Raw genomic sequence first — 13,759 nt, 5'->3', positions numbered from 1 at the left:
GCGATGGCAGAGCAGGCGCAGGTCACCGAGGAACAGGCGAGAGCGCTCGCCGAAGAGTCCCGCGAAAGTGGTTGGGATAAACCATCCTTCGCCAAGGAGTTGTTCCTCGGTCATTTTCCGTTGGAGCTGATACACCCGTTCCCCAAACCGTCAGACGCCGACGAGGCACGTACCCGCGAGTTTCTCGCCCAGCTGCGGGAATTCCTGAGCACCGTCGACGGCAGTGTCATCGAGCGCGATGCGCAGATTCCCGATGAACACGTCAAGGGTTTGGCCGAATTGGGCTGTTTCGGCATGAAGATTCCGTCGGAATACGGCGGGCTGAACATGTCGCAAGTCGCCTACAACCGGGCATTGATGATGATTTCGTCCGTTCACCCCAGCCTCGGCGCGCTGCTCTCGGCGCACCAATCGATCGGAGTTCCAGAGCCGTTGAAGCTTGCCGGAACCGACGAGCAGAAGCGGAAGTTCCTGCCGCGGTGTGCCGCTGGCGCCATTTCGGCATTTCTGCTCACCGAGCCGGACGTGGGTTCCGATCCCGCCCGGCTGGCCTCGACGGCGACGCCGGTCGACGACGGGCGGGCCTACGAACTCGAGGGCGTGAAGTTGTGGACCACCAACGGCGTGGTCGCCGAACTGCTCGTGGTGATGGCCCGGGTGCCCAAGAGCGACGGGCACCGTGGCGGCATCAGCGCGTTCGTGGTCGAAGCGGATTCGCCCGGGATCACCGTGGAGCGGCGCAACACGTTCATGGGACTGCGCGGCATCGAGAACGGGGTGACGCGACTGCATGCTGTCCGGGTCCCCAGCGAGAACCTGATCGGCAGAGAAGGCGACGGCCTCAAGATCGCGCTGACCACGCTCAACGCCGGACGGCTGTCGATTCCCGCCAACGCCACGGGATCGTCCAAATGGGCGCTGAAGATCGCCCGCGAATGGTCCGGCGAGCGGGTGCAGTGGGGCAAGCCGTTGGCCAAACATGAAGCGGTGGCCAATAAGATCTCGTTCATCGCCGCCACCAACTACGCGCTCGACGCCGTGCTCGAACTCTCCGCCCAGATGGCCGATGAAGGCCGCAACGACATCCGCATCGAGGCGGCGCTGGCCAAGTTGTGGTCCAGCGAAATGGCCTGCACCATCGCCGATGACCTCGTGCAGATCCGCGGTGGCCGTGGGTATGAAACCGCGGAGTCTCTGGCCGCGCGTGGCGAGCGCGCGGTACCCGCCGAGCAGGCGCTGCGGGATCTGCGGATCAACCGCATCTTCGAAGGGTCGAGCGAAATCATGCGGCTGCTGATCGCCCGCGAAGCCGTCGATGCCCACCTGAGTGCCGCCGGTGACCTCGCGAAACCTGACACGGGGTTGCGGAAAAAGGCCGCCGCGGCGGTCGGCGCCAGCGGATTCTATGCAAAGTGGTTGCCACAGCTGGCTTTTGGTGAAGGGCAGCGGCCGCGGGCGTACAGCGAATTTGGTCCGCTGGCATCGCACCTGCGGTTCATCGAACGCTCCACCCGCAAGCTGGCCCGCAACACCTTCTACGGGATGGCGCGCTGGCAAGCCAAACTTGAGCAAAAGCAGGGATTCCTGGGGCGCGTCGTCGATGTCGGTGCCGAGCTGTTCGCGATGTCGGCGGCATGCGTGCGCGCCGAGGGGCAGCGTGCCGCGGATCCGGTACTGGGACAACAGGCTTACGAGCTGGCCGAAACGTTCTGTCAGCAGGCGACGTTGCGGGTCGAGGCTCTGTTCGACGCGTTGTGGACCAACACCGACAGCAGCGATGTGCAGCTCACCCACGAGGTGTTGGAGGGGCGGTACCGCTGGCTGGAGGACGGCATCGTCGACCAGTCGGAGGGCACCGGCCCCTGGATCGCGCACTGGGAAGCGGGCGAGTCGACAGAGGCCAACCTGGCTCGGCGGTTTCTGACGGTACCTGCGTCGGCGGGCGCGACCAGGTAGCAGAATCGTCGCCATGGCCGCCTACGTTGCCGGTGCCGGCGAATTCACCCGCGACACCAACTACATCACCACCCGGATCACCGCCGACGGACGCGACGGCTACGCCGTGGAGCCTGGGCGGTATCGACTCGTCGTTGCGCGCGCCTGCCCGTGGGCGAACCGCGCGATCATCGTCCGGCGCTTGCTGGGTCTGGAAGATGTTCTATCCATTGGCTTTTGCGGCCCCACGCACGACCAGCGCAGTTGGACGTTCGACCTCGACCCGGGTGGTATCGACCCGGTCCTGAAGATTCCGCGGCTGCAAGACGCCTACTTCAAGCGTTTTCCCGATTACCCCAAGGGGATCACCGTCCCGGCGATCGTCGACGTGCCGACCGGCGCCGTCGTCACCAATGATTTCGCCCAGATGACCCTGGACCTGTCGACCGAGTGGAGCGCCTACCACCGCGATGGTGCGCCCGAGCTATACCCCGAACGGCTGCGCGGCGAGATCGACGAGGTCAGCAAGAGGATCTACACCGAAATCAACAATGGGGTGTACCGATGTGGATTCGCCGGCTCGCAGGAGGCCTACGAGGCCGCCTATGACCGGCTGTTCGCGGCACTGGACTGGGTGAGCGATCGGCTGACCAATCAGCGATATCTGGTGGGCGACACCATCACCGAGGCCGACGTGCGACTGTTCACCACGCTGGCCCGCTTCGACCCGGTTTACCACGGGCACTTCAAGTGCAATCGAAGCAAGCTGAGTGAGATGCCGGTGTTATGGGCTTATGCGCGTGACCTGTTCCAGACGCCGGGCTTCGGTGACCCCGTCGACTTCGTACAGATCAAACAGCACTATTACATCGTGCACGCCGACATCAACCCGACCCGCATCGTGCCCAAGGGCCCGGATCTGACGAGCTGGCTTACCGAGCACGAACGGGAATCATTGGGGGGCAAGCCCTTCGGCAACGGCACGCCGCCCGGGCCGCCGGTCGATGGCGAGCAGGTGCCGGCCGGCCACGGCGCGTAGGCGCTCAGTGCGTCACCCGCACCGACCATTCCGCGTGCGGCACATCGTGCAGTTCACCTGATGGGTCGACCACCAAAGTCAGTAACTGCACGACGATTCCGGTCAGCCGCCCCCGTTGCGGGTCGGCCGAAGGGATCGTGACCGCGAACCGGGTGCCCGGGCGGAACATGGTGGTCGCGGTGTTGGCAGGATCCTCATACACCTGCAGTAGTCGCCACGGTGCCCGCGAGATCGCCTCGGGGACCGAAAGCTGCACGGGATAATGGTCGCTGACCCGCAGTTCGCCTTGAGCTTGCGGTTGCTGACAGTCGTTGAGGTTGAGCACATTGCAGTACAGGTAGGGTCCCACCCGGATCAACTGCCCATGCGAATACGCGCTGATCTCTGGCCGCTGTGGGCCGGGCTCGCGCACGAGCCACCATGTTCCTATCCCGCCGCCCACGGCCAGCAGCGCGACCACGACCGAGAGCAGCACGGCCACACCACGTTTCACTGGGGCGCCGCCGCAGTCATGCCGCTGTCGCGGCGTGTGCCTTCCTGCTCGACCATCACCGGGCGGTTACCTCCGAGACCCGGGATCAACGAGTTGCCGCGGAAGCTGACGACGGTCTGCGCCAGCCCCAGGATCAATATCGCGCTGACGGCGGTGAAGCCGACCCACAGCTCGGTGTAGACCATCACCCCCAGCGCGCCGCCCAGCACCCAGGCCAGCTGCAGCGTCGATTCCGAGCGGCCGAATCCCGACGCGCGGGATTCCTCGGGTAGGTCATCTTGCAGCGATGCGTCCAGCGATGCCTTCGCGATTGCACTGGCGCCGGAGGTGATCAGGGTGGCGATCGCGGCCGCCGCCAGGGTGCCGGCCACCGAGGCCGCCAACGCGACCGCGCACACCGCCACCGTGCAGCGCACCACCAGTACGGACGGTCTACCCAGTTTCAGCCGTGCGCTGGTGAAGTTGCCGGCGAAGTTGCCGAGGCCGGCCGCGGCGCCGATGATGCCCAGCATCGCGAGCTGGGCCCACCCAGTGGCCTGGTGCGACTTCGCGACGAACGCGGGATACAGAAACAGGAAGCCGACCATCACCTTGATCGTGCAATTGCCCCACAGGGAGGTAATGATGTTGCGGCCCAACGGCTGTCGAAGTGCCCCGCCAACTTTCTTGACTTCCTTATGCCAGGTACGCCGCAGCGGTTCGCTGTCCTGGCGATAGCTCAGGGTGGCGGGCACCTCACCCGCGGTCACCTCGACCCAGCGCGGGATCCGCATCGACAGCATCGCTCCGGCGATCGTGATCGCGACGACGACGAACAAGGCTCCGGGCAGCTTCAACAGGTGGGTGCCGGCGAACTCGAGGCCGCCCGCGATCGCACCGCCGGCGATGGTGCCGCCGAGCAGACCGAACATGGTCAGCCGGGCATTGACCCGCACCAGATCGATGGTGGGCGGCATGACCCGTGGTGTCACCGCGCTGCGCAGCACGCTGAACGACTTCGAGAACACCATCATCGCGAGCGCGCACGGATAGAGCACCCAGGACGGGAAGCTGCCGCTGGCACCGTCGTAGTTCATGATCAACAGCACTGCCAACGCGGTGCGCAGCGCGAACGACAGAGCCAGTGCGACGCGGCGGCCGTGCTGCAATCGGTCCAGCGCCGGACCGATGAGCGGTGCGATCACCGCGAACGGCGCGATGGTAATCAACAGGTACAGCGCAACTTTGGATTTGCTCTCCCCACTGGCCGCGGCAAAGAACAGCGTGTTCGCCAGCGCGACGGCCATCGCGGAGTCGACCGCGGAGTTCGCCACCACCGGCCACGTCAGCGCGGTAAGGCCGGACTTGTCGGCGCCGTCGGCGGTGGCCGCCCGCTGGACCATCCAGTACATCCGGGAACCCATCTCGCGGCTGCGCAACGCGGCGGCGCGGGTGACGGTGATCCGTTCGCCGGACGACGGTCGACGCGGCGGCGGGGTGTCGCGCTCCGGTTGTTTCTGCCGGCCCAGCGGTGGGAGATAGCGATTGGCGCTGGGCGGCGGCGGGGGGCGGCGGGTGCGTCGATAGTCCGCGTCGTCGGTGGGGTAATTGGCCATGCCAGGATGCTGATTCGTCGATCCAGTGCGGGTCCGGCGGCCCGGGTTGGGGGCCACACGGCCCGGATCGTCACGCCGCCGTCCAGACACGAATCAATTCTGTCTTATGCCGAGGGGCAACCGGGCGTGGCTCGCCAACCTAGTATTGGAGTCGCGATGCATGGAGAAGACAGTGTGACCGGACCCACCGAGGAATCTGCCGTGGCAACCGTGGCCGAGTGGCCCGAGGGGTTGGCGGCGGTGCTCAGCGGCGCGGTCGATCAGGCCAGGGCGGCCGTCGCGGAGTTCAGCGGACCCGAGGCGGTCGGGGATTACCTGGGTGTCAGTTACGAAGACTCGACCGCCGCCACCCACCGGTTCCTGGCTCATCTGCCCGGTTACACCGGGTGGCAGTGGGCCGCCGTCGTTGCTGCCTACCCCGGTGCCGACCAGGCCACGATCAGCGAGGTCGTGCTGGTCCCCGGGCCGACGTCGCTGCTGGCGCCCGACTGGCTGCCCTGGGACCAGCGGGTGCGACAGGGCGATTTGAGCCCCGGCGACCTGCTGCCGCCGGCGGCGAACGACGAGCGTCTGGTTCCCGGGTACACCTTGAGCGGCGACCCGGAAGTCGACGAGACCGCCGCCGAAGTCGGACTGGGCCGGCGCTGGGTGATGGGCCTGTGGGGCCGCGCCGAGGCCGCCGAACGGTGGCACACCGGGGACTACGGCCCCGACTCGGCGATGGCGCGGTCCACCAAGCGCGTATGCCGCGACTGTGGCTTCTTCCTGCCGCTGGCGGGATCGCTGGGCGCGATGTTCGGGGTATGCGGCAACGAACTGTCCGCCGACGGGCACATCGTCGACAAGCAGTACGGCTGCGGTGCCCATTCCGACACACCGGCCCCGGCCGGCAGCGGTTCGCCGATGTACGAGCCCTACGACGACGGTGTCCTCGACGTCACGGCGCCGCCGGAGCCGCCCGAGGAGCCGCCGACCGAAGCGTCCGGGGCGCCCGAAGAACCGCCTGCGGAGTCGGCAGACTCGGCGCAACTCGCGGCGGCACCCGAGGCCGTGGCGGAAACACCCGAGGCGCCGGCAGAGACGGCAGAGTCACCAGAGGACGCTCCGGAATCCCCGGAATCCCCGACGCACTCGCCCGACTAGCCCTTCGGGTCGAGGAAGGTTTCCAGACCCGTCTGCGCGCCACGCGCGCCACGGCGGGCTCCGGCGAGCTGCAGCAAGAAGATCGACGTACCGACCACCCCGGTTCCCAGCCCGGCCAGCGCGATCGGACGCCAACTCTCCAAGGCGGGGACAAGAAATGCGGCGGCCACGGCGATCAGCCAGCCGACGGCGCCGATCGTGATGAACGGCCACACCTGCAGCAGCGCGGGCGGCAGCGGTGGTGGCTCGGGACTCTGGCCAGGTTCGGCGCTCATCGCGATCAATCTAACCGAATGCGTCATGCGCCACCCTTCGACGTTTCTCAGCCCGAATTCTCGCGTTCCGATGTAACCTCGCGCCATGCCTGACAGCGATGCGCGGTTGGCGGCCGACCTGTCGTTGGCAGTTATGCGGCTCGCGCGCCAATTGCGGTTTCGGAATCCGTCCGCTCCGGTGTCGCTTTCTCAGCTGTCGGCATTGACGACTCTGGCCAATGAGGGCGCGATGACGCCCGGCGCCCTGGCGATTCGCGAACGTGTCCGGCCCCCGTCGATGACCAGGGTGATCGCATCGCTGGCCGACGAGGGTTTCGTGGACCGCGCCCCGCACCCCGTCGACGGCCGGCAGGTATTGGTGTCGGTCTCCGAGTCCGGAGCGGAATTGGTCAAAGTGGCGCGCCGGGCCCGCCAGGAGTGGCTGGCCGAGCGGCTCTCGACGATGGACAGCGACTCACGCGCCACCCTTCGCGAGGCGGCCGACCTGATGTTGGCGCTGGTCGACGAAAGCCCGTGAGCCCGAGCCTGGATGTCCAGGACGTCAGCGACCCCGACGACCCGCGGCTCGACGATTTCCGCGATCTGAACAGCATCGACCGGCGCCCCGATCTGCCCACCGGCAAAGGGCTGGTGATCGCCGAGGGCGTGCTGGTCGTGCAGCGCATGCTGATATCCCGGTTCACCCCGCACGCCCTGCTCGGCACCGAGCGCAGGCTCGAGGAGCTCCAAGGCGACCTGGCCGGCGCGACCGGCTTGACGGCGCCGTTCTACCGAACCTCCGCCGATGTCATGGCGCAGGTGGTCGGCTTCCACCTCAACCGCGGGGTGCTGGCCGCCGCGAGACGGGTGGCCGAGCCGGGCGTCGAGCAGCTCGTCGCGGGCGCGCGGACCATCGCCGTGCTCGAAGGTGTCAACGACCACGAGAACCTGGGCTCGATCTTCCGCAACGCGGCGGGGCTGGGCGTGGACGCGGTGGTGTTCGGCAGCGGCTGCGCCGACCCGCTCTACCGTCGTGCGGTTCGGGTGTCGATGGGGCATGCGCTGCTGGTGCCGTATGCCCGTTCCGCGAACTGGCCCGCCGATCTCGGGCTGCTGAAAGAAAGCGGATTCCGGCTGCTGGCGATGACCCCGGACGGCGAGGCGTGCGCGCTGGCCGAGGCGATGGCGGGCGCGCGCGACGCCCGGATCGCGGTGCTAGTGGGAGCCGAAGGGCCGGGGTTGACCCCGGCTACCCTGCGCCTCAGCGATATTCGGGTACGCATCCCGATGTCACGCGGCACGGACTCGCTCAACGTCGCGACTGCCGCAGCGTTGGCGTTCTACGAGCGGGTCGCCCGATGACGATGCGGGCCGCGACGCGGCCCGAGGAGAAGTCGGGCCATCGGGTTAGGCTCGGCAAGTGAGCGACAAACTCGGCCAGCGCACCCAGTCTGTGCCCTGGGCAACGGGTTTGACGGTAGCGGGGTTTGTCGCCGCGGTGACCGGCGCCGCGGTCGTGGTGCTGAGTCTCGGGCTGGTTCGGGTGCATTCACTGTTGGCCGTCGGGCTCAATGTGGTGGCCGCCGGCGGACTGGCGCCAACGCTGTGGGGGTGGCGGCGCACCCCGGTTCTGCGCTGGTTTGTGCTGGGCGCCGGAGTGGGTGTGACGGTCGCGTGGCTGACGCTGCTCGCCCTCACGCTGTCGTAGCTAGCGCTGTCCGCCCGAGCGCACGCCGAGCAGCACGTCCTCCCACGCCGGAATGACCGGCTTGCCCCGGCGGCTGTGCACCGGCGGCTCCGACGACGTGGCGGGTACCGGCTGCGTGGGCGCTGCCGCAGCGGGTTCGTCGAACTCGACGTGGGCCACGCGGGCAAGCGGGCGCAGCGGGCGCTCGAAGTCCGGGTCGATCAGCTCGCTCGCCCCATCGTCGATCGCGGTGACGGTTCCACCGTGGGCGCCGGGCATGAAGCAGAAGTGTGCCAGGTTGTCGGAGCGGCCGACCTTCCACGCCAGTTGCACGGTCCAGCGGTTGTCCTCGTTGCGCCACGCGTCCCAGCTGAGTCCGCTGGGGTCCAGGCCGCGCGCGACCATTGCGGTGCTCACCGTCTCCAGCAGGGTCATCACCGCGGGGCCGTCGGCGAGCATGGGATGTGCGGCCGTTGCCAGCTCCGCGGCGCGGAAACGCTCCAGCAACACCGGGTGAGCGAAGCGGCGGACCCGCGAAATGTCTGAGCCCGACGCCGCGGCCACCTGCTCGACGGACGCGCCGGCCCGGATCTTGGCCTGAATTTCCTTGGGGCTCAGCATGTTAGTGACCTCGATGTCGAGGTGCGGTTGCTCCGGCGGCGCCGCTTCCTTGCGCACCAGGTCCCGCAGTCGATCGTCGGCCGCCAGCTTGAATTGCTCCGCGGGGTCATCACTCTCGCACACGATGTATTTGCTGTCGGCGTCGAGCCCAACCACTTTGAGTTCCCGCATGGCTTCTCCTCGCAGGCTTTGTGCAGGTCAGCGACGACCCGTCACTGTGCCGCACTCTAGTCCAGCTAACGCCCACAACCTGTGCTGACACGCTGGGCGGTTTGCGCGCGGATGGCCGGCACGTCGGTATTGAATTTGTCCGCCTCCTCAGCGGCCCGTTGCGGGCCGCGTCGTCGCCGAACTAAAGCCGTTCGACAACCCAATCGACGCACTGCGTCAACGCGCTGACATCGTCGGGGTCGACCGCGGGGAACATGGCGATCCGCAACTGGTTGCGGCCGAGTTTGCGGTACGGCTCCGTGTCGACGATCCCGTTAGCCCGCAAAATCTTGGCCACCGCCGCGGCGTCGACGTCGTCGACGAAATCGATCGTGCCCACCACCTGGGAGCGCAGCGCCGGGTCGGTGACAAAGGGTGTGGTGTAGGGCCGCTCCTGCGCCCATGAATACAACCGCTGCGACGAGTCCGCTGTGCGCTTGACCGCCCAGTCCAGTCCGCCGTTGCCCAGCAGCCAGTCGAGCTGTTCGGCCATCAGCGCCAGGGTGCCGATCGCGGGCGTGTTGTACGTCTGATCCTTGAGGCTGTTCTCGATCGCGATCGGCAGCGACAGGAAGTCGGGAACCCAGCGACCGGACCCGGCGATCGCCTCGACCCGGGCTAGCGCGGCGGGGCTCAGGACGGCCAGCCACAGTCCGCCGTCGCTGGCGAAGTTTTTTTGCGGCGAGAAGTAGTAGGCATCGGTGTCGCTGATGTCGACCGGGAGCCCGCCGGCGCCGGATGTCGCGTCGATGACGACGAGCGCGTCGCCGGAACCGGCCGGGCGCCGGATCGGGACCGCGACACCGGTCGACGTCTCGTTGTGCGCCCATGCGATCACGTCGACCGACGGATCCGTTTGCGGCTCGGGTGCGCTGCCCGCGTCGGCCTTGACGATGATCGGGTCCCCGACGAACGGGTTGGCGGCGACCGCGGAGGCGAACTTCGAGCTGAACTCGCCATAGGTGAGGTGCAGCGAGCGCTTGTCGATCAGTCCGAACGCGGCCGAGTCCCAGAACGCGGTCGCGCCGCCGTTGCCCAAAATGACCTCGTACCCGTCCGGCACCGAGAAAAGCTCCGAGACCCCCTTACGCACCCGGCCCACCAAATTCTTGACCGGCGCCTGCCGGTGCGAGGTGCCGAACAGCGCGGCCGCGGTAGTGGTCAGCGCCTGCAATTGCTCGGGTCGGACCTTGGAGGGGCCGCACCCGAAGCGGCCGTCACGGGGTTTGAGGTCAGCGGGAATCTGGAGCTGGTCAGCCATGCGCACCAGGGTAGTGAGCCGACCCGAGGTGGTGATGGGGCGGGCCGTTTGTTCTGGTCCACCGGCGGCTACCTAACGCCTGGTGCGCTCGCGCGCCGGGCCCGTAGCGTGAGCCACGCCACACCAAGCCGCTGACCACTGGTCAGGCAACAGGTTCGCGAACGCTCTGGTCAATTCCCGGTACCTCCGGTACCGTATTTAGACATACGACGTCCGAATGTAAACCTCGTTGGGGAGGCTTGAATATGGCTAGGACGCGAATGGTCCGTCGCTGGCGCAAGAAGATGGAAGTGCGCGACGACGCCGAATACGTTGACATGCTCGCCACACTGTCTGAGGGGTCTGTGCGGCGGAACTTCAACCCGTACACCGATATCGATTGGGAGTCACCGGAGTTCGCCGTCACCGAGAACGATCCTCGGTGGATCCTTCCGGCGACGGACCCGCTCGGCCGCCACCCCTGGTACCAGGCCCAGTCCGAAGAGCGCCAGATCAAGATCGGCATGTGGCGCCAGGCGAACGTGGCCAAGGTGGGCCTGCACTTCGAGTCGATCCTGATCCGTGGCCTGATGAACTACACCTTCTGGGTGCCCAACGGCTCCCCGGAATATCGGTACTGCTTGCACGAATCGGTCGAAGAGTGCAACCACACCCTGATGTTTCAGGAGATGGTCAACCGGATCGGCGCGGATGTCCCCGGCATGCCGCGGATGCTGAAGTGGGTCTCGCCGTTGATTCCGCTGGCCGCCGGACCGTTGCCGATCGCGTTCTTCATCGGCGTGCTGGCCGGCGAGGAACCCATTGACCACACGCAGAAAAATGTGCTGCGCGAAGGCAAGTCGCTGCATCCGATCATGGAACGGGTGATGGCGATTCACGTGGCCGAGGAGGCGCGGCACATTTCGTTCGCGCACGAGTTCCTGCGGAAGCGGCTGCCGGATTTGACCAAAAGGCAGCGGTTCTGGACCGCGCTGTTCTTGCCGCTGACGATGAAGGTGTTGTGTCGGGCAATTGTGGTGCCGCCCAAATCCTTCTGGCGCGAGTTCGACATCCCGCGCGAGGTCAAGAAGGAACTGTTCTTCCGGTCGCCGGAATCGCGCAAGTGGCTCAGTGACATGTTTGGCGATGTGCGGATGTTGGCCTACGACACCGGCCTGATGGAAAACCGCTCGGCACGGCTGATGTGGCGGATCTGCAAGATCAACGGCAAGCCGTCGCGTTACCGCAGCGAGCCGCAGCGCCAGCACCTGACCGCTGTCCCGGCCGCATAGCCACTGCGAGTTCCTTTATGCCGCACGTTATTACCCAGTCATGCTGTAACGACGGGTCCTGTGTCTTCGCCTGTCCGGTGAATTGCATTCACCCGTCACCGGATGAGCCGGGATTCGCGACGACCGAGATGCTTTACATCGATCCGGTCGCCTGCGTGGACTGCGGCGCATGTGTGAGCGCCTGCCCGGTTGGAGCGATCGCACCCGACAACCGGCTGGAAGGCAAGCAGCTGCCGTTCGTCGAGATCAACGCCTCGTTCTACCCGGACCGCCCGGCCGACGTGAAGCTGCCGCCGACGTCGAAGCTGGCTCCGGTGATCCCGGCCGCCGCAGTGCAAGCTCGCCGTCAGCCGCTCACTGTCGCGATCGTCGGGTCCGGTCCGGCGGCGATGTATGCCGCCGACGAATTGCTCACCCAGCACGGGGTGCGGGTCAACGTCTTCGAGAAGTTGCCCACGCCTTACGGTTTGGTGCGCGCGGGGGTGGCGCCCGATCACCAGAACACGAAGAGGGTGACCCGGCTCTTCGATCGGGTCTCCCGCCATCGCCACTTCCGCTTCTATCTCAATGTCGAGGTCGGCAAGCACCTGAGCCATGCCGACTTGCTGGCTCACCACCACGCCGTGCTGTACGCGGTCGGCGCGCCCGACGATCGCCGGCTCGACATCGACGGCATGGGTCTACCGGGGACCGGCACCGCCACCGAGCTCGTCGCGTGGATCAATGGCCATCCTGATTTCACCGATCTGCCAGTCGATCTCAGCCACGAACGCGTGGTGATCGTCGGTAATGGCAACGTCGCCCTCGACGTCGCCCGCCTGCTCACAGCGGACCCGGAGGACCTGGCCCGTACCGACATCTCCGACCGCGCGCTCGAGGCCTTCCGCCACTCCGCGGTCCGCGAGGTCGTCATCGCCGCACGGCGCGGCCCCGCCCACTCCGCGTTCACATTGCCCGAATTGATCGGTCTCACAGGCGCATCCGATGTCGTGCTCGATGCCGGCGACCACGACCTGGTGGCACGCGATCTCGCGACCGCATCGGACACGTTGACCCGAAACAAACTGGAGATCTTGAGCAAGCTCGGCGACGCTTCGGTTCCGGGACTTCGCCCGCGCATCCGGCTGGCCTATCAGCTCACCCCCACGCGCGTGCTGGGTGAGCAGCGTGCCGCCGGCGTGGAGTTCTCGATCACCGGCACCGAAGACGTGCGCCGGATCGATGCTGGCCTGGTGCTGACATCGATTGGATACCGCGGCAAGCCGATTCGTGATCTCCCGTTCGACGAGCCGACGTCCCTGGTCCCGAACGAGGGTGGCCGTGTCGTCGATCCCAGATCCGGCCGGGCCGTGCCCGGTGCCTACGTCGCGGGGTGGATCAAGCGCGGCCCGACCGGATTCATCGGCACCAACAAGTCCTGCTCGTTCCAGACCGTCCAGGCCGTGGTCGGCGATTACAACGCCGGCACGCTGCCCGACCCGGTGACCAAGCCGGACGGGCTGGACCAGTTGGTGTACGCCCGACAGCCCGAAGTCGTCGACTCCGCGGGATGGGCCGCCATCGACGCCGCGGAGATCGCCCGTGGCATCGACGCCGGCCGGCCGCGAAACAAATTCACCGACATCGCCGACATGCTTGCGGCCGCGGCGACGGCGCCCCCGGCGCCGAAACGGCGGCTGCTCGCGCGGCTGCTCGGCTAGCTGCCCGACATCGCGGCCTGGATTTCGTCCATGCTGACCTCGCGCACCGGCTGCCCCAACGACCAGTGGTGGCCGAACGGGTCCGCGACCATGCCGTAGCGGTCGCCCCAGAACTGGTCCTCCACCGGGATGACGACGGTGGCGCCGGCGTCCAGCGCCCGCTGGAACTTGGCATCGACGTCGGTCACGGTGAGGTGGATCGTCACCGGGGTGCCGCCCAGGGACTTCGGGGTCATCGACTTGCCGCCGCACATCTCCGGGAAGTCGTCGTTGAGCATCACCAGGAAACCGTTGATGCGCACCGCGGCGTGCACCAATTTGCCATCCGGACGGGGCACGCGTCCTAGTTCCTCGGCTCCAAAAGCCTTGACGTAGAAGTCGATCGCCGCGGCCGCGTCGTCAACGACGAGGTGCGGGGCTACTGCGGGTTCGATGTTGATGGCCATTGCGGTCTCCTTGCTGTCGGTTTCGTGAGCCGGCCCCAGGCGGGGGCTGACTCACGGTTATTGACTGCGTCCGCGACACAAAATCATCGCGGCGAGACCCATCC

General features: G+C 67.0%; 13 protein-coding genes and 1 pseudogene. 8 read left to right on the top strand and 6 right to left on the bottom strand.

Features of this window, described 5'->3' with window-relative positions; all coding sequences use genetic code 11:
- Nucleotides 1-3 precede the first annotated feature (3 nt).
- Entirely contained in the window at nt 4-1,956 is a 1,953-nt protein-coding gene (locus OK015_RS25615) for an acyl-CoA dehydrogenase family protein (protein WP_268127347.1), read from the top strand.
- Nucleotides 1,957-1,969: 13 nt separating this feature from the next.
- Nucleotides 1,970-2,974 (top strand): glutathione S-transferase family protein, encoded by a 1,005-nt coding sequence (locus tag OK015_RS25610; protein ID WP_268127344.1) that lies wholly within the window; start codon nt 1,970-1,972, stop codon nt 2,972-2,974.
- A 4-nt stretch (nt 2,975-2,978) separates the two neighbouring features.
- Here OK015_RS25610 and OK015_RS25605 read toward each other — a convergent pair whose 3' ends face one another.
- Both OK015_RS25605 and OK015_RS25600 read right to left on the bottom strand, forming a co-directional pair.
- Nucleotides 2,979-3,467, bottom strand: a complete 489-nt coding sequence (locus OK015_RS25605; RefSeq protein WP_268127342.1) for a DUF2771 domain-containing protein — start codon at nt 3,465-3,467, stop codon at nt 2,979-2,981.
- A complete protein-coding gene (locus tag OK015_RS25600) occupies nt 3,464-5,119 on the bottom strand; it encodes an MFS transporter (protein WP_268133087.1) in 1,656 nt (551 codons plus the stop codon). The genes OK015_RS25605 and OK015_RS25600 overlap by 4 nt, the downstream gene beginning before the upstream one ends.
- A gap of 117 nt (nt 5,120-5,236) precedes the next feature.
- On the opposite strand from OK015_RS25600, the pseudogene OK015_RS25595 reads away from it, so the two are divergent.
- Nucleotides 5,237-6,013: pseudogene (locus OK015_RS25595) on the top strand (DUF3027 domain-containing protein); the annotation flags it as partial.
- A gap of 188 nt (nt 6,014-6,201) precedes the next feature.
- Here the strand turns inward: OK015_RS25595 and OK015_RS25590 are convergent.
- Complete coding sequence (locus OK015_RS25590; RefSeq protein ID WP_268127339.1) at nt 6,202-6,480, bottom strand: DUF2530 domain-containing protein; 279 nt, start codon at nt 6,478-6,480, stop codon at nt 6,202-6,204.
- 85 nt (nt 6,481-6,565) lie between these two features.
- Between OK015_RS25590 and OK015_RS25585 the strand changes: the two genes are divergently transcribed.
- Genes OK015_RS25585 through OK015_RS25575 form a run of 3 tightly spaced genes read left to right on the top strand, consistent with a single transcriptional unit; the run spans nt 6,566 to nt 8,167 of the window.
- Nucleotides 6,566-6,997 (top strand): MarR family transcriptional regulator, encoded by a 432-nt coding sequence (locus tag OK015_RS25585; protein WP_268127337.1) that lies wholly within the window; start codon nt 6,566-6,568, stop codon nt 6,995-6,997.
- Nucleotides 6,994-7,821 carry a TrmH family RNA methyltransferase gene (locus OK015_RS25580; RefSeq protein ID WP_268127335.1) on the top strand — a complete coding sequence of 276 codons (828 nt, stop codon included), beginning with the start codon at nt 6,994-6,996 and terminating at the stop codon, nt 7,819-7,821. The genes OK015_RS25585 and OK015_RS25580 overlap by 4 nt, the downstream gene beginning before the upstream one ends.
- Before the next feature lie 58 nt (nt 7,822-7,879).
- The gene (locus OK015_RS25575) at nt 7,880-8,167 is read left to right on the top strand and encodes a DUF2537 domain-containing protein (protein ID WP_268127332.1); all 288 of its coding nucleotides are present in this window, start codon (nt 7,880-7,882) and stop codon (nt 8,165-8,167) included.
- Here OK015_RS25575 and sepH read toward each other — a convergent pair whose 3' ends face one another.
- Together sepH and serC are read right to left on the bottom strand one after the other, a co-directional pair.
- Nucleotides 8,168-8,938: a septation protein SepH gene (gene sepH / locus OK015_RS25570; protein ID WP_268127329.1), complete on the bottom strand. Its 771-nt coding sequence runs from the start codon at nt 8,936-8,938 to the stop codon at nt 8,168-8,170. It lies immediately after the preceding gene.
- A 181-nt stretch (nt 8,939-9,119) separates the two neighbouring features.
- Nucleotides 9,120-10,238 carry a phosphoserine transaminase gene (serC, locus tag OK015_RS25565; RefSeq protein WP_268127328.1) on the bottom strand — a complete coding sequence of 373 codons (1,119 nt, stop codon included), beginning with the start codon at nt 10,236-10,238 and terminating at the stop codon, nt 9,120-9,122.
- Nucleotides 10,239-10,483: 245 nt separating this feature from the next.
- Here serC and OK015_RS25560 point away from each other — a divergent pair, with 245 nt between their 5' ends.
- Nucleotides 10,484-11,509: an AurF N-oxygenase family protein gene (locus OK015_RS25560; protein WP_268127326.1), complete on the top strand. Its 1,026-nt coding sequence runs from the start codon at nt 10,484-10,486 to the stop codon at nt 11,507-11,509.
- A 17-nt stretch (nt 11,510-11,526) separates the two neighbouring features.
- Nucleotides 11,527-13,209 carry an FAD-dependent oxidoreductase gene (locus tag OK015_RS25555; RefSeq protein ID WP_268127325.1) on the top strand — a complete coding sequence of 561 codons (1,683 nt, stop codon included), beginning with the start codon at nt 11,527-11,529 and terminating at the stop codon, nt 13,207-13,209.
- On the opposite strand, the gene OK015_RS25550 is transcribed toward OK015_RS25555, so the two are convergent.
- On the bottom strand, nt 13,206-13,655 hold the full coding sequence (locus OK015_RS25550) for a VOC family protein (RefSeq protein ID WP_268127323.1): 450 nt from the start codon (nt 13,653-13,655) through the stop codon (nt 13,206-13,208). The genes OK015_RS25555 and OK015_RS25550 overlap by 4 nt on opposite strands.
- Between the last annotated feature and the right edge of the window lie 104 nt (nt 13,656-13,759).

This window comes from Mycobacterium sp. Aquia_216 (genome assembly GCF_026723865.1).
Taxonomy (GTDB): Bacteria; Actinomycetota; Actinomycetes; order Mycobacteriales; family Mycobacteriaceae; genus Mycobacterium.
Note: the sequence above shows the minus strand (reverse complement) of the source record. Positions and strands in the feature narration are given on the sequence as shown.